Raw genomic sequence first — 16944 nt, forward strand, 5'->3', positions numbered from 1 at the left:
TTCACTTCATGCAAAGAGGATTTTCTATGGGCACCACCCTCACTCGCTGGCTGACCATACTGCTGACCGGTCTGCTGCTGCAGGCCTGCGGTTTTCAGATGCGCGGCACCGCCATCCCGCCCGAGTTGATGACCATGAAGGTGGTCGGTGACAACAAGAGCGATTTCTATCGACTGGTCACCACCCGCCTCAAGGCGGCCGGCGTGCAGCTCGCCGACAAGGAGGGCATCCCGGTGCTGACCCTGTCCGGCGTCGGCAGCACCAGTCAGGTCGCCTCCGTCGACTCCATCGGCCAGGCCCGTGAATACGTGCTGGGCTACAACACCCAGTTCACCGTCTCCATGCCGGGCAAACCGACCCAGGTCTTCCCCATCGCCTTCAACCGCAGTTTCCTGAACAAGCCGGACGCGGCGCTTGCCTCCTCCCGCGAACAGGAGCAGCTTGGCAAGGAGATGCAGGAGCAGGCCGCCAACCTGGTGATCCGCCAGCTTAGCCAGGTCAAGTTCTGATGCACGTATCTTGATGAGAGTTCGTTGATGAGAGTCTATCCCGAGCAGTTTGCGGATCACCTCAAAGCAGGGCTCAAGCCCTGCTATCTCATTTTTGGGGACGATCCCCTGTTCAAGAATGAGCAAGCCATCGACCGTGCATCCTTCCCCCTCAACCAGGCCAGGTTCTGATGCGGATTTACCCTGAACAACTCGCGGACCATCTCAAAGCAGGGCTCAAGCCCTGCTATCTCATTTTTGGAGACGAGCCCCTGCTCAAGCTGGAAGCCATCGACGCCGTGCGCCAGGTGGCGCGCAAACAGGGCTTCGATGAGCGCCACAGCTTCGTGGTGGAGCAAGGGCTGGACTGGAATCAGGTCTACGATGCCTGCCAGGCCATGAGCCTGTTCTCGGCCCGCCAGATCATCGAGCTGGAGCTGCCGGCCAAGGTCGACAAGGAGTTGGCCGCCCGCATCAGCGAGATCGGCAAACAGCTGCACCCCGACCTGCTGCTGGTGCTGAGCGGTAATCGCCTCAACCAGACCCAGATGAAGGCAGCTTGGTTCGACAAGCTGAGCCAGAGCGGCACCTATGTGCCGGTCAACCACCCCGAGCCCCGCTTCTTTCCGCGCTGGATGAGCGCCCGCTTCCAGCGCTTCGGCCTCAAGGCGCTGCCGGATGCGGTCAACTTCATGTGCCACTCCTACGAGGGCAACCTGCTGGCCGCCAGCCAGGAGATAGAGAAGCTGACCCTGCTCTCGCCGCCCCAGCCCATCAGCGTCGCCTATCTGCAGGAGACCATCATCCGCCACGCCCACTTCACCCCGTTCCAGCTCATCGACACCCTGCTGGAAGGGAAGGTGAATCGGGCCCAGCGCATCCTGCTGGCTCTGCGCGCCGAGGGCACCGAGCCCGGCATGCTGGCCTGGGCCCTGTGCCGCGAGCTGGAGCAGCTCACCGAACTGGCGCTGGCGGCCAGGGCCGGTCAGCCGCTGGTGGAGCACTTCTCCCGCCTGCGCATCTGGCAGAGCCGCCAGCAGCTCATTCAACAGGCGCTGACCCGGCTGCCCTTTGCCAAGCTGCAGCAGTTGTGGCAGCTGATGGCCCGGCTCGACGACGCCCAGCGTCGCTTCGATACCGAGCAGGCCTGGCTGATGCTGCAGACCCTCGCTCTCGGTTTTCGCGATGGCACCCCCTTGCCGCTGGCGGGATCTGACGCATGAGCCAGCCCGTCGACATCCCGGCCGTCACCGGAGGGGGACCCATGTTGCAGCCGCCCATCGGCATTCTGGGGGGGACGTTCGATCCCATCCACATCGGTCACCTGCGCCCGGCCATCGAGGCCCGCGATGCCCTGGGCCTGGCCGAAGTGCGCCTGCTGCCGAACCATATTCCGCCCCACCGGGCCAGCCCCTTCTGCTCAAGCGAGCAGCGCCTGGCCATGGTCGCCCTGGCAGCGGCGGAAAACCCGGGCTTCGTGGTGGATGAGCGGGAGCTCAAGCGGGACACCCCCTCCTGGACCATCGACACCCTTATCGAGCTGCGTCATGAACTGCCGGACACTCCGCTCTGCTTTTTGATGGGGATGGACTCCCTGCTCGGCCTGCCGAGCTGGCATCGCTGGCAGGAGTTGCTCGATTACGCCCACCTGGTGGTGAGTACCCGCCCCGGCTGGCAGCCGGACTACCCGGCCGAAGTGGCCGAGCTGCTGGCCCGCCACCAGAGCCGGCAGGTGGCAGATCTGCATCGGCTGCGTCACGGCCGCATCTGGCTGGCGGACAATCTGCCGGTCGAGCTGTCGGCCACCCGCCTGCGGGCACTGCTGGCAACGGGCGCGGATCCCCGCTATCTGCTGCCGCCGTCGGTGGCACAATATATCCGCCAGCAGGGGCTGTACCGGCCGGCATGAACCCGATCGCGGCCGGCGGTTGTCCGGCACGGATCGCGCACTATAGTGATCAACAGGGGGCGAGTTTGCCAAGCGGGCACGGCCCCTGTTCCACTCCCCTTCGCCGCACTGGGAAACGGGAGTGACCATGATATAATCCGCCGCCCTCACGCCGTGAAAGCGCGCCGGAATACAGGAGAGACTCATTGCAAGGTCAAGAATTGCATGCCTTTATCGTCGACAAGATCGATGACATGAAAGGCCGCGACATCATCACCCTCGATGTACGCGGCAAATCCAGCATCACCGACACCATGATCGTCTGTTCCGGCAACTCCAGCCGTCACGTCAGCGCCATCGCCCACCATCTGGCCAGCGAGGCCCGCCATGCCGGGCTCGATCTGCTGAGCGTGGAAGGCCAGCTCACCGGCGAGTGGGTACTGGTGGATCTGGGGTCGGTGATCGTGCACGTGATGCAGGATGAGCATCGCGACTTCTACCAGCTGGAAAAACTCTGGAGCGGCACCGCTCAAGTGAACGCGCAATAACCGAGTACAAGTGTCATAAACGATGAAGATCCAGTTGATTGCGGTGGGCACCAAGATGCCCGCCTGGGTAGAGCATGGCTTCGAAGAGTATCGTCGTCGTTTCCCCAAAGACATGCCGTTCGAGCTGGTCGAGATCGGCGCCGGCAAACGTGGCAAAAATGCCGACATCCCCCGCATTCTGCAAAAAGAGGGAGAAGCCATGCTGGCGGCGGCCGGTCGTTCGCGTATCGTGACCCTGGATATTCCCGGCAAACCCTGGACCACCGAGCAGCTCGCCGTGCAGCTGGAAGCCTGGAAGCTGGATGGCCGCGACGTGGCCCTGCTGGTGGGCGGCCCCGAAGGGCTGTCGCCCGAGTGCAAGGCTGCGGCCGAACAGAGCTGGTCGCTGTCGCCGCTGACCCTGCCCCACCCGCTGGTGCGGGTGCTGGTGGCCGAAAGCCTCTATCGCGCCTGGAGCATTACCACCAATCATCCGTATCACAGAGAGTGAACCATGCGTTATTCCAGCATCACCCTCGCATACCCGAATCACAGAGAGTGAGCCATGCACTATTCCAGCATCAGCATCCCCCTCTCAAACCAGAATCACAGAGCGTGAGCATGCACATCTGCACCCCGTTTCTCACCTGCTCGACAGTCATAAGGTAGCGGCATGCTGAAGAATCGCATCGAGATGCGCGACCACAGCGCCGAGGGTCGCCTCTTCTTCCGACGTACCCTGGTCGCCTACATCGGCATGATAGTGCTGATGCTGGTGTTGCTGGGCAACCTCTATTACCTGCAGGTCGAGTCTTACGACACCTACCAGACCCGCTCCAACGACAACCGCATCCGGGTGGTGCCGGTGGCGCCACCGCGCGGCCTCATCTATGACGCCAACGGCGTGCTGCTGGCTGAGAACCGCCCAGTCTACAGCCTGGAGATAGTGCCGGAAGAGACCAAGGATCTGGAGAAAACCGCCGACGAGCTGATCGCCCTGCTGAAGCTGCCGGAGGGCACCAAGGAGAAGTTCCTGGCCGAGGTCAAGCGCCAGCGCCGCTTCAAACCTGTTGCCCTGTTCGAGAAGCTGACCGAGTATCAGGTCGCCCTCTTCTCGGTCAACCAGCACAACTACCCCGGGGTCAGCATCGAGGCCTACCTCAAGCGCTACTATCCGTTTGGCGACACTCTCACCCATGCGCTGGGCTATGTGGCCAAGATCAACACCCGCGACGTGGAGCGCCTCGACAAGGAGGACAAGCTCGCCAACTATGCCGCCACCAAGGACATCGGCAAGCAGGGGGTGGAGAAGTACTACGAGGATCAGCTGCACGGCGTGGCGGGCTACCAGGAGGTCGAGGTCAACAACCGCGGCCGGGTGGTGCGTACCCTCAAGTTCCAGCCGCCCGAGCCCGGCAAGGATATCTACCTCAACATCGACATCCGCCTGCAGCTCAAAGCGCAGGAGTTGCTGGCCGGTCGCCGTGGCGCCATCGTGATGATGGATCCCAATACCGGCGCCATTCTGGCCATGGAGTCGAGCCCGAGCTATGACCCCAACCTGTTCGTGACCGGCATCTCCAGCGCCAACTACTCGGCGCTGCTCAATGATCCGGCAAGGCCGCTGGTGAACCGCACCACCCAGGGCATCTATGCCCCCGCCTCCACCGTCAAGCCCATGATGGCGGTGATGGGGCTCAACGAGGGGGCCATCACCCCCAACTACCGCTACTTCGGCGGCCCCAGCTTCTCTATCCCCGGCACCACCAAGAAGTTTCGTGACTGGCGCCGCTGGGGTCACGGCTGGCTCGACGTCTACCGCGCCATCGAAGTGTCGGCGGATACCTACTTCTACGATCTCGCCTACCGGGTCGGCATCGACAAGATCAACAGCTACATGACCAAGTTCGGCTTCGGTCAGTACAGCGGCGTCGATCTGTACGAGGAGACCAAGGGGGTGATGCCGTCACGCGACTGGAAGATGGCCCGCTGGCGCCAGCCCTGGTATCAGGGTGACACCATCTCCATCGGCATCGGCCAGGGCTACTGGAGCGCCACTCCGATCCAGCTGGCCAAGGCGATCAGCATCCTGACCCAGAATGGCCACGACGTGACGCCGCACCTCCTCAAGAGCACCGCCTCCATCGATGGCGTGGTCAATGCCCCCATCAACCCGAACATGGCCATCCAGACCAAGAGCGACAGCTACTGGCAGGTGGCCAAGGACGGCATGTGGCGGGTCATCAACGGTCACGAGGGAACCGGTCGGCGCGCCTTTGCCAACACCCCCTACAAGGCGGCGGGCAAGTCCGGTACCGCCCAGGTGGTGGGGCTGAAGGAGAACCAGGTCTACAACGCGGCCACCACCAAGGTGGAGCACCGCGACAACGCCCTGTTCGTCTCGTTCGCCCCGTTCGAAGCACCCAAGGCGGTGGTCGCCCTGGTACTGGAAAACGCCGGTGGCGGCAGCAGCATGGCCGCCCCGGTGGCCCGCCAGATGCTGGACGCCTACCTGCTGCCACCGGAGCCGCAACTGCCGCCGGCGCCGGCCAAGAAGCCCCAATCTGAAGAGGTCGCTCCTCATGAGTAATTCCGCTCGCCAGCAGAGCATCTGGTACAAGCTGCACATCGACTTGCCGCTGCTGCTCGGCCTGCTGACCCTGATGTCCCTCTCCATGGTGGTGCTCTACTCCGCCTCCGGCCAGGACGTCGACTCCATCGTGCGCCAGCTGGTGCGCGGCGGACTGGCGTTCGCCCTGATGATCGGCATGGCCCAGCTGCCCCCCTCCCTCTATGCCCGCTGGTCGGTGCCGCTGTTCGTGGTGGTGGTGCTGCTGCTGGTCGCGGTGGACGTGTTCGGCCATATCGGCAAGGGGGCCCAGCGCTGGCTGGACCTCGGCTTCATGAAGTTTCAGCCCTCCGAGGTGATGAAGCTCTCCATGCCCATCATGGTGGCCGCCTGGCTCAGCCGCCACTCGCTGCCACCCAAGTTCAGCCACCTGGTGCTGAGTCTCATCATGGTGCTGCTGCCCACCCTGCTGATCGCGGCCCAGCCCGATCTCGGCACCTCCATCCTGGTGGCCGCCTCCGGCTTCTTCGTGATCTTCCTGGCGGGGATCAGCTGGTGGCTGATCGGGCTGGCGGTGCTGCTGATCTGTGCCTTCATGCCGGTGCTCTGGTTCTTCCTGATGCACGACTACCAGCGCCAGCGGGTGCTGATGCTGCTGGACCCGGAGAAAGACCCGCTCGGTCGCGGCTATCACATCATCCAGTCCAAGATAGCCATCGGCTCCGGCGGCGTGTTCGGCAAGGGCTGGCTGCAGGGCACCCAGTCCCAGCTCGAGTTCCTGCCCGAGCGCCACACCGACTTCATCTTCGCGGTATTCAGCGAGGAGTTCGGCCTGGTGGGCGTGGCCCTCCTGCTGGTGATCTACCTCTACATCATCAGCCGCTGCCTGTTTATCTCCATGCAGGCCCAGAACAGCTTCGAGCGCCTGCTGGGCGGTGCCCTGACCCTCACCTTCTTCGTCTACGTGTTCGTCAACATGGGCATGGTAAGCGGCATCCTTCCGGTGGTGGGGGTGCCCCTGCCGCTGGTGAGCTATGGCGGCACCTCCATGGTGACCCTGATGGCCGGCTTCGGCATCCTGATGTCCATCCAGACCCACAGAAGGCTGCTCGCCTGATGCGACTGGCCGGTTTGCTGCTCTCTCTCGTTGCCCTCACCGCAACGGCGGCCGTCGAGCCCCCGGGGCTCGCCCGGCTCGCCGAGCAGCAACAGGTGCCGCTGGCCGAGCTGCAGGCCGCCGCGGCCCAGGCCAGCTTGCGCCAGGAGGTGCTCGACACCATCAGCCGCCCCTGGGAGGCCAAACCCTGGCACCGTTACCGGCCACTGTTCATCACCCCGGAGCGGATCCGGGACGGTGTCGACTTCTGGCAACGCCACGCCGCCACCCTGGCGCGGGCCGAGCAGACCTACCAGGTGCCGGCCTCCCTCATCGTCGCCATCATCGGCATCGAGACCTTCTACGGCCGCCAGATGGGCCGCCATCCGGTGCTCGACAGCCTCTATACCCTGGGCTTCCACTACCCGGAGCGGGCAGACTTCTTCGCCAAGGAGTTTGCCCAGCTGGTGCTGCTTGCCCGGGAAGAGAAGTGGCCACTCACCCGCCTGAAGGGCTCCTATGCCGGCGCCATGGGCATGGGCCAGTTCATGCCCTCCAGCTATCGCCACTACGCGGTCGACTTCGACGGTGACGGCAAGCGCGATCTGTTCGCCAATCCGGTGGATGCCATCGGCAGCGTTGCCCACTATTTTGCCGAGCACCAGTGGCGCTGGGGGGAGTCGCCGATCGAACCCGCCTTGATCGGGCTGGCGCCAGTGGGTACCCTGCTGGGGCCTGCCCCCGAGCTGACCCAGACCTGGGCCGAGCTGGCCACCGCAGGCATTGAACTCGCCACCCCGCTGGCACCCGACACGCCGGTGAAACTGCTGGCATTGGAACAGGCCGATGGACCGGAATACTGGGTCGCGCGCCACAATTTTTATGTGATCACCCGCTATAACCGCAGCCCGCTCTATGCGATGGCGGTGCATCAACTCAGTCAAGCAATCCAGGACGCGTATGCATTACAGCCACAAACTTCTCCCGCTCAGCCTGACCTTGTTGCTGGCCGCCTGTAGCAGCCAGCCGGAGCAGCTTCCCCCGCCTCCCGAACCGATCCAGCCGGAAAAACCCCAGGTCATCGAGATCCCGCAGGCCACCGGCGCCATCCCGCGCCCCGAGCCCCTGAGCGCCAGCGGCAACCGGGACTATTGGATAGGCAAGCAGAAGAACGAGGTGTGGCGCGACATCAAGCACTACAGCGAAGAGGGCACTGCCAGCTGGCTGGCGCAGGATCTGGACGGCCAGAAGACCGCCAACGGCGACGTGCAGGACAGCAAGCTGTTCAGCGCCGCCCACCGCAACCTGCCGCTGCCAAGCTATGTGCGGGTCACCAACCTGGACAACGGGCTGGAGACCATAGTGCGGGTCAACGATCGCGGCCCCTTCGGCAGCGACCGGCTGATCGATCTCTCCCATGCAGCCGCCAAGCAGCTGGAGATGGTGGAAGGGGGCGAGGCTCGGGTGCGGGTCGAGCTCATCAACGACACCCCGGACCAGATGGTGATCATGGCCCCCATGAAGCCCATCGAGATGACACCGACCACGCCGGCGGCCGCGGCCTCCGCCGCTCAGGACGGCTTCGTCGGCCAGCCCACCGAACTGGCCATGGCTACACCGGCTGCCGCCGAACCGGCCCCGGTCGTCAAACCCGCCAAACCGGCAGCGGCCAAGGCGGCCGCGCCCGCCAGCAGCGGCGAGGGCAAGATGATCCAGGTGCTGGCCAGCGGCTCGCAGGCACGGGCCGAGGCGATGGGCAAGGTGATGACCCAGCGCCATGGGGTGCCCTACCAGGTGGCGGCCCACGGCGCCATCTTCCGGGTCCTGCTGGGACCGGTCCCCGCCGCTCAGCAGACCGCCCTGCTCGAACAGATCCGTCAGGGAGGGCTGGAGCAAGCCTTCATCGTCCCCTGATAGGGAGTGGCTCAGCCAGCATGAACCACCGCCAGCCGCCCGCCATCACGTCGTTTCCCGGCGTGATGGCGGCAACGGATGGATAAAAAACCAGGCCAGATGGCACGTCGGGCTTTGACCGACGGTCGCTTCTGGTATAGTGAAGCCCGCATTTTTAACTTGGGTTACCCCAACCAGGCTCCAGGAATTTCAAGATGTCCAAATTTGCCCGTTCAGTTATTCTGGCCTCCCTGATAAGCGCCACCGCTCAGGCCAACACGCCTGTACCGACCCCGAACGCCAACCCCGTGGTCGTTCCCGCCGCGCCGGAGATCTCCGCCAAGGCCCATATTCTGATCGACTACTACTCGGGTCAGGTGCTGGCCGAGCAGAACGCCGAAGAGCGTCTGCCGCCCGCCAGTCTGACCAAGATGATGACCTCCTACATCATCGGCCAGGAGCTGCTGAAGGGGAACATCAAGCGCACCGACATGGTGACCATCAGCCAGAACGCCTGGTCCAAGAACTACTCCGACTCCTCCAAGATGTTCATCGAGGTGGGCAAGCAGGTCTCGGTCGATGATCTCAACAAGGGCATCATCATCCAGTCCGGCAACGACGCCTGCGTCGCCATGGCCGAATTCCTGGCCGGCAGCACCGACTCCTTCGCCAGCCTGATGAACAGCTGGGCCGCCAAGCTCGGCATGAACGACAGCCACTTCATGAACCCGCACGGACTGGATGCGGAAGGTCACTACAGTACCGCCCACGACATGGCGCGCCTGGGCCAGGCCCTGATCCGCGACCTGCCGGACGAGTACAAGATCTACGCCCAGAAGTCCTTCGTGTTCAACGGCATCACTCAGCACAACCGCAACCGTCTGCTGTGGGATCAATCCCTGCAAGTTGACGGCATCAAGACCGGCCACGTCAGCCAGGTCGGCTACAACCTGGTCTCCTCCGCCACCAACAACGAAGGCATGCGCCTGATCGCCGTGGTGCTGGGCGCCAGCAGCGAAGCCTCCCGCGCCGCCGAGAGCAAGAAATTGCTCACCTACGGTTTCCGTTTCTTCCAGAGCCTGACCCCGTACAAGGCCGGCACCGAGCTGGTGACCCAGAAGATCTGGATGGGCGACAAGTCTGAAGTGAAACTGGGCGTCGACAAGGACGTCTCCGTGCTGGTCACCCGTGGCCAGGGCAAAAACCTCAAGGCTGACTTCCAGCTCGAAAGTGAGCTGAAGGCACCGCTGGCCAAGGGCCAACGGGTCGGTACCGTGTTCCTCAAGCAAGGCGACAAAGAGATCAAGCAGGTTCCGCTGGTCGCCCTGGAAGAGGTGCAGGAAGGTGGCCTGATGAGCCGTCTGTGGGATTACCTGGTGATGCTGGTCTCCAGCTGGTTCAAGTAACCTGCGCACAAACCTGACCAAACAGCGGCGCCAACAGGCGCCGCTGCTGTCTTTTGCGGTCGGGCCAGTCAATAACCCTGCAATCTGCAGGTTCCGCCGACTGACGATTTGTGGTAAAAAGCAGCACCTCCATGCCTCGTCTGCCAGACCGGACCTTGATCCCGGCCTGGGCAATGCCCATATACACTTGAGCAGTGCCCGCCACAGACGGGTAGATGGCGGCCCTGATGGGCCATCGGCCACTAGCCACAAGCGATGAAGTCGTCCCGTGACGACACCAAAAGGTGAGTAAATGAATACCAAGTTTGATGAACTGCTGGAGTTCCCCTGCAAGTTCCCGTTCAAGGTGCTCGGCGTTGCCGATCCGGCGCTGCCGGACATGGTGGTGGAAGTGCTGCAGCAGCACGCCCCCGGTACCTACAGCCCGACCGTGCAGCCCAGCTCCAAGGGCAACTACCACTCGGTCCGGGTCACTGTGACCGCCCAGAGCAAGGAACATATCGAAGCCATGTATACCGCACTCGGTAACATAGAGCTGGTTCGCTACGTCCTGTAAGTCGCCTCTCTCGCCCCGCCACCGGGGCGACTGATTATTTGCCAGCCGGCTGTCATGGCCGCGCTGGCCGACCCAAGCGCCTGTCAGTGAGGAAAGATGTCACTCCAAACCCCCGCCGAATCACCATCGTCAGCCCCCCGGCTGCTGGTCAGACAGCTGGGCCGCCGTCCCTACCAGCCGGTATGGGATGCCATGAAGGCCTTCACCGACAGCCGTACCCCCGACACCCCGGACGAGTTCTGGGTGGTGGAGCACGATCCCGTCTACACCCAGGGTCAGGCCGGCAAGGCCGAACATCTGCTTGCCCCCGGCGACATCCCGGTGGTGCAGAGCGATCGCGGTGGCCAGGTGACCTATCACGGCCCCGGCCAGCTGGTGCTCTACGTGCTGGTGGATGTGCGCCGCAGCAAGTTGACGGTGCGCGAGCTGGTGACCTGCCTCGAGACCGCCATCATCAACACCCTGGCCAAGAGCGGGATTGAGGCTTATGCCAAACCCGACGCCCCCGGCGTCTACGTGAAGAACCAGCTCGGTGCCTCGCTGCAGACAGAAGCCAAACTGGCCTCGCTCGGCCTGCGCATCCGCAAGGGCTGCTCGTTCCACGGCCTGGCCCTCAACGTCAACATGGACATGACCCCCTTCCTGCGCATCAATCCGTGCGGCTATGCGGGCATGGCCATGACCCAGACCAGCGCCCTGGGCGGCCCGCAGAGCGTGGCCGAGGCGCAAGCGATGCTGGTGGCCGAACTGGCCAGCCTGATCGGCTATGAGACGATCACGAATACCGAAGAGGCGGCATGAGCGAGCCCATGCTCCCTGGCCATGAGGGCACCGAGATGACCCTGGTGGCTATCAACCAGACAATAACAAACACCGAGAGTGAATCATGAGCAAACCCGTTCGTATGGAGCCGGGCGTCAAGCTGCGCGATGGCGACAAGATGGCCCTGATCCCGGTGAAATTCATGCCGGATCCCAACGAGGAAGTGCTGCGCAAGCCGGACTGGATGCGGATCAAGCTGCCGCCGTCGAGCCAGAAGATCGAGCACATCAAGAGCACCCTGCGCAAGAACAAGCTGCACTCAGTGTGTGAGGAGGCCTCCTGCCCCAACCTGGCGGAGTGCTTCAACCACGGCACCGCCACCTTCATGATCATGGGCGCCATCTGCACCCGTCGCTGCCCCTTCTGCGACGTGGCCCACGGCCGCCCGCTGGCGCTCGATCCGGACGAGCCGAAGAAGCTGGCGCTGACCATCAAGGAGATGGGGCTTAAATACGTGGTGATCACCTCGGTGGACCGCGACGATCTGCGTGACGGCGGTGCCCAGCACTTCGCCGACTGCATCAAGCAGATCCGCGAGCACAGCCCGCAGACCCGCATCGAGATCCTGACCCCGGACTTCCGCGGCCGGATGGAGCAGGCGCTGGAAGTGTTCCGCGAGACCCCGCCTGACGTGTTCAACCACAACCTGGAAACCGCCCCGCGCATGTACCGGGTCGCCCGTCCGGGTGCCGACTACAAGTGGTCGCTGGAGCTCTTGCGCCGCATCAAGGAGATGCACCCCCATGTGCCGACCAAGTCCGGCGTCATGATGGGTCTGGGCGAAACCAACGAAGAGATCGTGCAGGTACTCAAGGACTTGCGCGAGCACGGCGTCAACATGCTGACCCTGGGCCAGTATCTGCAGCCGAGCCGCCACCACCTGCCGGTGAAGCGCTACGTGCCGCCCGCAGAGTTCGACGAGCTCAAAGACGTGGCCATGGGGCTGGGCTTTTCCCACGCCGCCTGCGGTCCCTTCGTCCGCTCCTCCTACCATGCGGACCTGCAAGCCAAGGGCGAAGAGGTGAAATAACCTCGCTCCCCCTGGTCAAAAAAGAGCGCCCCTGGGCGCTCTTTTTTATGGGGCCGGCCGCAGGCGGACGCCGTTCCAGCTGCCGACCACGACCAGCGCCGTTTGCACTCACTTCGCCGCCGGGTTAACGTGAGCCTCCCTTCTCCCCTTGAGTGATCTGCAGGATGCCGACACCGCTTATCCGCTTGCTGCCCATGAGCGAGCAGCACTACCCCGCCTATTGCGCCTGCTTCATCGAGGAGTACGCGCAGGATCTCGCCAGCAACCAGGGCCACGACCTCGCCACCGCCCGCCACAAGGCCGAGGCCTCCTTGCAGCGCTATCTGCCGCAAGGGGTGGCCAGCACCGGCCACCGCCTGCTCTGCATCCTGCCCACAGAGGAAGCGGTTGCCCCCGCCGAGGAGGAGCCACTGGGTTATCTCTGGCACGCCATCGACAGCGACGGCGCCGCCACCTTTATCTATGACTTCTATGTCGCGCCGGCCCACCGCAGCCGGGGGATCGGCAAGGCCGCCATGGCACTGCTGGAAGCCGAGCTCAAACGCAGCGGCATCCGCCAGATCACCCTGCGGGTCGCCCACGACAACCCGCGCGCCCTGGCGCTTTACCAGGAGGCGGGCTTCGCCATCACCGGCTACAACATGGCCAAACGGCTGGGTTGAACGCCTTGTCCCGCCCTTGTACTACCCGGACAGGGGCATGCCACCACCCGGCTGGCGCTGATATGATGAGGCCGCCCCGGCCTGCGTCGCTGCGCACGCCCTGTTTGTTCCCTGTCGCCCCGTTTCAGGATCCTGCTTATGTCACACATCCGCGTCTTCATCGTGCACGGCTATACCGCCTCCCCCCACTCCCACTGGTTCCCTTGGCTCAAGGCACGGCTCGAAGCCCGCGATATCCGGGTCGAGGTGCTGGCCATGCCTGACCCCCACCATCCGCAACCCGCCGCCTGGGACGCCGCCATGGACAGCCTGGTGCGCGATCACGATGAGCGGACCTTTCTGTTGGGCCACAGCCTCGGCTGCATCACCATCTTGCGCCAGCTGAGCCACCTGCCCGCCTCCTGCCGGGTGGGCGGGATCCTGCTGGTATCCGGCTTCGATCAGCCGCTGCACACCCTGCCTGAGCTGGATCCCTTCATGACCCAGGGTTACGACCCGGCCCACATCATGGCGCTGGCGCCCCGGCGGGTCGTAGTCGCCTCCCGCGACGATGCCATCGTGCCCTATCGCTACTGCCAGCATCTGAGCGAACAGCTGGCCGCACCGCTCTACAGCCTGGAGCATGGCGGTCACTTCCTCGACCGGGACGGTTTTTTGGAGCTGCCGCTGGTACACGACCGCCTGCTGGGGATGATCGAAGACCAATAGATAACAAAACGGCCACTTGCGTGGCCGTTGCAACACTCAGCAGGCTAGAGCGAGATGCCGGAAAAAGACATGAAGCCTAGCGACATCAGCCCGGCCACGATGAAGGTGATGCCGATGCCGCGCAGCCCCTCCGGCACATCCGAATACTTCATCTTCTGGCGCAGACCGGCGATGGCGACGATGGCCAGCAGCCAGCCCAGCCCTGAGCCCGCTCCGTACACCACGGATTCGATGAAATCGTAATCCCGCTGGGCCATGAACATCACCCCGCCGAAGATGGCGCAATGCACCGTCAGCAGCGGCAGATAGATGCCGAGCGCGTGATAGAGCGCCGGGAAATGTTTGTCCAGCACCATCTCCATCACCTGCACCAGCGCCGCCAGCACCCCGATATAGACGATGAAATCGAGAAAGCTCAGATCAAACTCGCCGAGGAAGGTACTCTCGGGACGCAGGATATGGCGGTAGATCAGGTTGTTGAGGGGAATGGCGATCACCATGACCACCAGCACCGTCATGCCAAGGCCAAAGGCGGTATTGATGTTCTTGGAAACGGCCAGGAAGGTGCACATGCCAAGGAAGAAGGCCAGCGCCAGGTTTTCGACAAAAATCGAGTGAATAAAGAGGTTTACATAATAATCCATCGGGTCGGCTCACAACGTGTACGGGGCGGGAGCCGCCTTCACGCTCGCCGACGGGCAGGCACGAAGACGGTGCAAGGAGGGCACCGGACCGCACGGGCATGCCTTCGCGGCTGACATCGATCAGCGAGGGAGCAAGCCTTGGGCGGACGGGCGCTCAGCAAGCAGCCGTATACGAGTCGCTGTGGCAGAAACGAAATTGCAGGTGATGGCAGCTCAAGCGCCACCGGTGCAGATAACCGAAGTAGTCGCTCAGTTGTCTGAGGTAGATGAGGGGCAGGAAGAACAGCAGGCCGCAGAGCAGGCCGAGGATATCGTGCTGGAACCAGGCCAGCAGCACCTGATAGAGCTCGGCTTGAGCGGTCCCTTCCAGCCGTCGCCCCTGCTCGAAGCTGAGCCGCCACTGGCCGCCCGGCGGCAGGCTGACGCTGTTGACCAGCCCGGGATCGGCCGGCTCATGCAACTGCATCGAGGCGCCCTGGCCGACCGCGGCCTGACGTACGGCTGCACCGACCTCTGCCGCGGCGAAGGCGGCAAGCCACAGAAGGCAGGCGATGGCGAGGGCCATCGGCCAGGTCGAGCGTCGGCCAGCGGGTGACAAGCGGGTGACAAGCGGGGAGTCCCTTCTTTAAAAGAGGATTCAGCGAGGCCGAATATATCACAATTCATCTTTTTATTGAATTTGAAACCCTGCAAACACCCACGAATTGATACTAAAAACCCTCGTTATCAATAAAGCCGGCAATTAAAAACCACAATGAGCGCAAGGAGCATCCTCTTTGCCCTCACTGTGACCCTCACGCCTGCACAAAGGCCGGGTGGTAGCACACTTCGCCACGGGGCATGGCAGAGCCGAACGAGCGGGCCATGAAATACTCGGCCGGCACGCCGGGCAGCATCAACCCCGGCTCGGACACGAAGCCGAAACGGCCGTAGAAGCCGGGATCCCCCAGCACCACGCAGCCGGCCGCCCCCATCCCCTTGAGCTGTGCCAGACCCGCGTCCATCAGCCGTGAACCCAGCCCCCTGCCGTGCAGCGCAGGAGAGACCGAAATGGGGCCAAGACCATACCAGTGCGGGCTGCCATCACTGATGGTCACCGGCGAGAAACAGAGGTGGCCGACCACCCGCCCCTCCTGCTCCGCCACCAGCGACAGGCTGAGTGCCCCGGCCAGGCGCAAGGCCCGCACGATCCGCTGCTCGTTGTGATCGGTATGGGGCGCATTGAGGAACGCGGCCACGGTCAGTGCCTCGATGGCGTCATGATCGGCGCCCGTTTCGGGCCGAATGAGGATGTTCATAGGTTTTCTCCGTTTGTTCTCTTGCAATGGATGACCTGATCAGGCTGCCTGCAGGCAGCAGATCACATAGCCGTAGCTGCCCAGGTATTGGCGGTGGATGGTCACTTCCCGGCTCAGATCCTGCCAGGCGGGGCTATCCTCCAGCTCGGCGCGATGGCGCGCCAGATTGCGCTCGATGGGGTCCAGATAGTTGTGCCAGGCCCTTTGCGGCAACGGGGTGTGCCACAGGCAGCGATAACCCGCCTCTTGCACCGTCTTCAGCAGGCCCGCCAGCGTCTGCATGGCGGGATAATCCCGCTGCCAGAACGCCAGCGCCTCCTCTGGCGGCGTGTCCGTCAGCCATACCAGGTCGCTCAGCACCAGGCAGGCCGCAGGGCCGGCAAGGTACGGCCGCCATGCTTGCAAGGCGTTGGCCACCCCTATGGTGTAGGCGCTCCCCTCGGCCCAGATGAGATCTGCAGGGGCCAGGTCCGCCGGCAGCGCCGCCATGTTGGCGCACAGGGTGGTGACCTGACCAAGCCCCGCCGCACTGGCGCTGCGGGCCACGGCGGCCAGCGCCTCCTCGTCCAGATCGATGGCCACCATGGTGGCGTCCGTCACCTGTGCCAGCGCCAGGGTGGCGGCGCCGCGCCCGCAGCCCATGTCGAGGATCCGGCGAGGCTGGCTGGGCAGCGCGGCAAACTGCTGCTGGGTGAAGAGGCTATCGCCCGGCCCCCAATAGCTCATGCCATCCAGCAGCAGCTTGAAATCCCGGATGTAACGCTCATGTTCGTTCATGTCTTTGCTGAGCCACTGCAGGTGGTAACGCTCTTTTTCACTGAATCCCTGCTTCATCACCCAAGCAAAGTAGGCCTGCGGGGCTTGATGTTGCAGTTGCCGCTGCCAGGCCTTGAACTCGTCGCCGGAGTGCGCACGCAAACCGGCGAGATCCGCCAGCAGATCCCGGGCGCGCTGCATCTGCGCCAGCTCTTCATCCAGCTCCCTGACCCTGGCCTTCAGCGTTGCCTGCTCCAGCTCGCCCGCTAGACAGGCGAGGCACTGCTTGAGGCTGAGCCCGCCGGCCTGCAGGGCCTGTACCATCCGCAGCCGCTGCAGATCTTCATCGTCGTAGTGGCGATAGCCGTTGGCGGCTCTCGTGCCCGCAATCACCCCCAGCTTTTCGTAATAGAGCAGGGTGGAGCGGGCCAGGCCGCAGCGCCGGGCCAGTTCGGATATTTTCATGACAACCACTCGCTGAGGGGTCTGTGACTCGATGAAGGGAAGCTTAAACTGTGAAGCAATAGACGGGTCAACGACAACATCCGGGTTCACACCATAAAGAAACGGCCACCCTGAGGTGGCCGTCATCGGCAGCAAG

Annotated in this window: 20 protein-coding genes; 16 read left to right on the forward strand and 4 right to left on the reverse strand. The window is 63.6% G+C overall.

Annotated elements, in window-relative coordinates; translation table 11 throughout:
• Window positions 1-26 precede the first annotated feature (26 nt).
• From lptE to ACPW75_RS14895, 16 genes are all read left to right on the forward strand, one after another.
• The gene (gene lptE, locus ACPW75_RS14820) at window positions 27-509 is read left to right on the forward strand and encodes an LPS assembly lipoprotein LptE (protein WP_016351676.1); all 483 of its coding nucleotides are present in this window, start codon (window positions 27-29) and stop codon (window positions 507-509) included.
• Window positions 510-536: 27 nt separating this feature from the next.
• Entirely contained in the window at window positions 537-680 is a 144-nt protein-coding gene (locus ACPW75_RS14825; protein WP_045789187.1) for a hypothetical protein, read from the forward strand.
• Window positions 680-1711 (forward strand): DNA polymerase III subunit delta, encoded by a 1032-nt coding sequence (holA, locus tag ACPW75_RS14830; RefSeq protein ID WP_011707024.1) that lies wholly within the window; start codon window positions 680-682, stop codon window positions 1709-1711. Before ACPW75_RS14825 ends, holA begins: the two co-directional genes overlap by 1 nt.
• A gap of 41 nt (window positions 1712-1752) precedes the next feature.
• Window positions 1753-2397 (forward strand): nicotinate-nucleotide adenylyltransferase, encoded by a 645-nt coding sequence (gene nadD / locus ACPW75_RS14835; protein WP_077096551.1) that lies wholly within the window; start codon window positions 1753-1755, stop codon window positions 2395-2397.
• 185 nt (window positions 2398-2582) lie between these two features.
• Window positions 2583-2924: a ribosome silencing factor gene (rsfS, locus tag ACPW75_RS14840; RefSeq protein WP_011707026.1), complete on the forward strand. Its 342-nt coding sequence runs from the start codon at window positions 2583-2585 to the stop codon at window positions 2922-2924.
• Between the two features lie 22 nt (window positions 2925-2946).
• Entirely contained in the window at window positions 2947-3414 is a 468-nt protein-coding gene (gene rlmH / locus ACPW75_RS14845) for a 23S rRNA (pseudouridine(1915)-N(3))-methyltransferase RlmH (RefSeq protein WP_005298242.1), read from the forward strand.
• Window positions 3415-3576: 162 nt separating this feature from the next.
• Window positions 3577-5493 carry a penicillin-binding protein 2 gene (gene mrdA / locus ACPW75_RS14850; protein WP_016351679.1) on the forward strand — a complete coding sequence of 639 codons (1917 nt, stop codon included), beginning with the start codon at window positions 3577-3579 and terminating at the stop codon, window positions 5491-5493.
• Window positions 5486-6589 (forward strand): rod shape-determining protein RodA, encoded by a 1104-nt coding sequence (rodA, locus tag ACPW75_RS14855; protein WP_016351680.1) that lies wholly within the window; start codon window positions 5486-5488, stop codon window positions 6587-6589. The genes mrdA and rodA overlap by 8 nt, the downstream gene beginning before the upstream one ends.
• Window positions 6589-7587, forward strand: a complete 999-nt coding sequence (gene mltB / locus ACPW75_RS14860) for a lytic murein transglycosylase B (RefSeq protein ID WP_077096530.1) — start codon at window positions 6589-6591, stop codon at window positions 7585-7587. The genes rodA and mltB overlap by 1 nt, the downstream gene beginning before the upstream one ends.
• Entirely contained in the window at window positions 7529-8482 is a 954-nt protein-coding gene (locus tag ACPW75_RS14865) for a septal ring lytic transglycosylase RlpA family protein (protein ID WP_077096529.1), read from the forward strand. Before mltB ends, ACPW75_RS14865 begins: the two co-directional genes overlap by 59 nt.
• Before the next feature lie 194 nt (window positions 8483-8676).
• Entirely contained in the window at window positions 8677-9867 is a 1191-nt protein-coding gene (locus ACPW75_RS14870; protein WP_077096528.1) for a D-alanyl-D-alanine carboxypeptidase family protein, read from the forward strand.
• Window positions 9868-10159: 292 nt separating this feature from the next.
• Window positions 10160-10423: a DUF493 family protein YbeD gene (ybeD, locus tag ACPW75_RS14875; protein WP_005298227.1), complete on the forward strand. Its 264-nt coding sequence runs from the start codon at window positions 10160-10162 to the stop codon at window positions 10421-10423.
• 96 nt (window positions 10424-10519) lie between these two features.
• Entirely contained in the window at window positions 10520-11224 is a 705-nt protein-coding gene (gene lipB, locus ACPW75_RS14880) for a lipoyl(octanoyl) transferase LipB (RefSeq protein WP_017409254.1), read from the forward strand.
• A gap of 85 nt (window positions 11225-11309) precedes the next feature.
• Entirely contained in the window at window positions 11310-12275 is a 966-nt protein-coding gene (gene lipA, locus ACPW75_RS14885) for a lipoyl synthase (protein ID WP_011707035.1), read from the forward strand.
• Between the two features lie 164 nt (window positions 12276-12439).
• Window positions 12440-12937 (forward strand): GNAT family N-acetyltransferase, encoded by a 498-nt coding sequence (locus tag ACPW75_RS14890; RefSeq protein ID WP_077096527.1) that lies wholly within the window; start codon window positions 12440-12442, stop codon window positions 12935-12937.
• Window positions 12938-13075: 138 nt separating this feature from the next.
• A complete protein-coding gene (locus ACPW75_RS14895) occupies window positions 13076-13645 on the forward strand; it encodes an RBBP9/YdeN family alpha/beta hydrolase (protein WP_077096526.1) in 570 nt (189 codons plus the stop codon).
• A 44-nt stretch (window positions 13646-13689) separates the two neighbouring features.
• Here ACPW75_RS14895 and nqrE read toward each other — a convergent pair whose 3' ends face one another.
• The 4 genes from nqrE to ACPW75_RS14915 all read right to left on the reverse strand — a co-directional run bounded on the left by nqrE (window position 13690) and on the right by ACPW75_RS14915 (window position 16808).
• Window positions 13690-14289 (reverse strand): NADH:ubiquinone reductase (Na(+)-transporting) subunit E, encoded by a 600-nt coding sequence (gene nqrE / locus ACPW75_RS14900; RefSeq protein WP_011707038.1) that lies wholly within the window; start codon window positions 14287-14289, stop codon window positions 13690-13692.
• 154 nt (window positions 14290-14443) lie between these two features.
• The gene (locus tag ACPW75_RS14905; RefSeq protein WP_256822027.1) at window positions 14444-14854 is read right to left on the reverse strand and encodes a hypothetical protein; all 411 of its coding nucleotides are present in this window, start codon (window positions 14852-14854) and stop codon (window positions 14444-14446) included.
• Between the two features lie 229 nt (window positions 14855-15083).
• A complete protein-coding gene (locus tag ACPW75_RS14910; protein WP_045528260.1) occupies window positions 15084-15587 on the reverse strand; it encodes a GNAT family N-acetyltransferase in 504 nt (167 codons plus the stop codon).
• Window positions 15588-15626: 39 nt separating this feature from the next.
• Complete coding sequence (locus ACPW75_RS14915; RefSeq protein WP_077096525.1) at window positions 15627-16808, reverse strand: MerR family transcriptional regulator; 1182 nt, start codon at window positions 16806-16808, stop codon at window positions 15627-15629.
• Window positions 16809-16944 lie beyond the last annotated feature (136 nt).

This window comes from Aeromonas sp. FL131, assembly GCF_049860615.1.
Lineage (GTDB): Bacteria > Pseudomonadota > Gammaproteobacteria > Enterobacterales > Aeromonadaceae > Aeromonas > Aeromonas hydrophila.

Coding starts and splice junctions, on each gene's coding strand:
- lptE (WP_016351676.1), top strand. CDS start 27: ATGGGCACCACCCTCACTCGCTGGCTGACCATACTGCTGACCGGTCTG.
- ACPW75_RS14825 (WP_045789187.1), top strand. CDS start 537: ATGAGAGTCTATCCCGAGCAGTTTGCGGATCACCTCAAAGCAGGGCTC.
- holA (WP_011707024.1), top strand. CDS start 680: ATGCGGATTTACCCTGAACAACTCGCGGACCATCTCAAAGCAGGGCTC.
- nadD (WP_077096551.1), top strand. CDS start 1,753: ATGTTGCAGCCGCCCATCGGCATTCTGGGGGGGACGTTCGATCCCATC.
- rlmH (WP_005298242.1), top strand. CDS start 2,947: ATGAAGATCCAGTTGATTGCGGTGGGCACCAAGATGCCCGCCTGGGTA.
- mrdA (WP_016351679.1), top strand. CDS start 3,577: ATGCTGAAGAATCGCATCGAGATGCGCGACCACAGCGCCGAGGGTCGC.
- rodA (WP_016351680.1), top strand. CDS start 5,486: ATGAGTAATTCCGCTCGCCAGCAGAGCATCTGGTACAAGCTGCACATC.
- mltB (WP_077096530.1), top strand. CDS start 6,589: ATGCGACTGGCCGGTTTGCTGCTCTCTCTCGTTGCCCTCACCGCAACG.
- ACPW75_RS14865 (WP_077096529.1), top strand. CDS start 7,529: ATGCATTACAGCCACAAACTTCTCCCGCTCAGCCTGACCTTGTTGCTG.
- ACPW75_RS14870 (WP_077096528.1), top strand. CDS start 8,677: ATGTCCAAATTTGCCCGTTCAGTTATTCTGGCCTCCCTGATAAGCGCC.
- ybeD (WP_005298227.1), top strand. CDS start 10,160: ATGAATACCAAGTTTGATGAACTGCTGGAGTTCCCCTGCAAGTTCCCG.
- lipB (WP_017409254.1), top strand. CDS start 10,520: ATGTCACTCCAAACCCCCGCCGAATCACCATCGTCAGCCCCCCGGCTG.
- lipA (WP_011707035.1), top strand. CDS start 11,310: ATGAGCAAACCCGTTCGTATGGAGCCGGGCGTCAAGCTGCGCGATGGC.
- ACPW75_RS14890 (WP_077096527.1), top strand. CDS start 12,440: ATGCCGACACCGCTTATCCGCTTGCTGCCCATGAGCGAGCAGCACTAC.
- ACPW75_RS14895 (WP_077096526.1), top strand. CDS start 13,076: ATGTCACACATCCGCGTCTTCATCGTGCACGGCTATACCGCCTCCCCC.
- nqrE (WP_011707038.1), bottom strand. CDS start 14,289: ATGGATTATTATGTAAACCTCTTTATTCACTCGATTTTTGTCGAAAAC.
- ACPW75_RS14905 (WP_256822027.1), bottom strand. CDS start 14,854: ATGGCCCTCGCCATCGCCTGCCTTCTGTGGCTTGCCGCCTTCGCCGCG.
- ACPW75_RS14910 (WP_045528260.1), bottom strand. CDS start 15,587: ATGAACATCCTCATTCGGCCCGAAACGGGCGCCGATCATGACGCCATC.
- ACPW75_RS14915 (WP_077096525.1), bottom strand. CDS start 16,808: ATGAAAATATCCGAACTGGCCCGGCGCTGCGGCCTGGCCCGCTCCACC.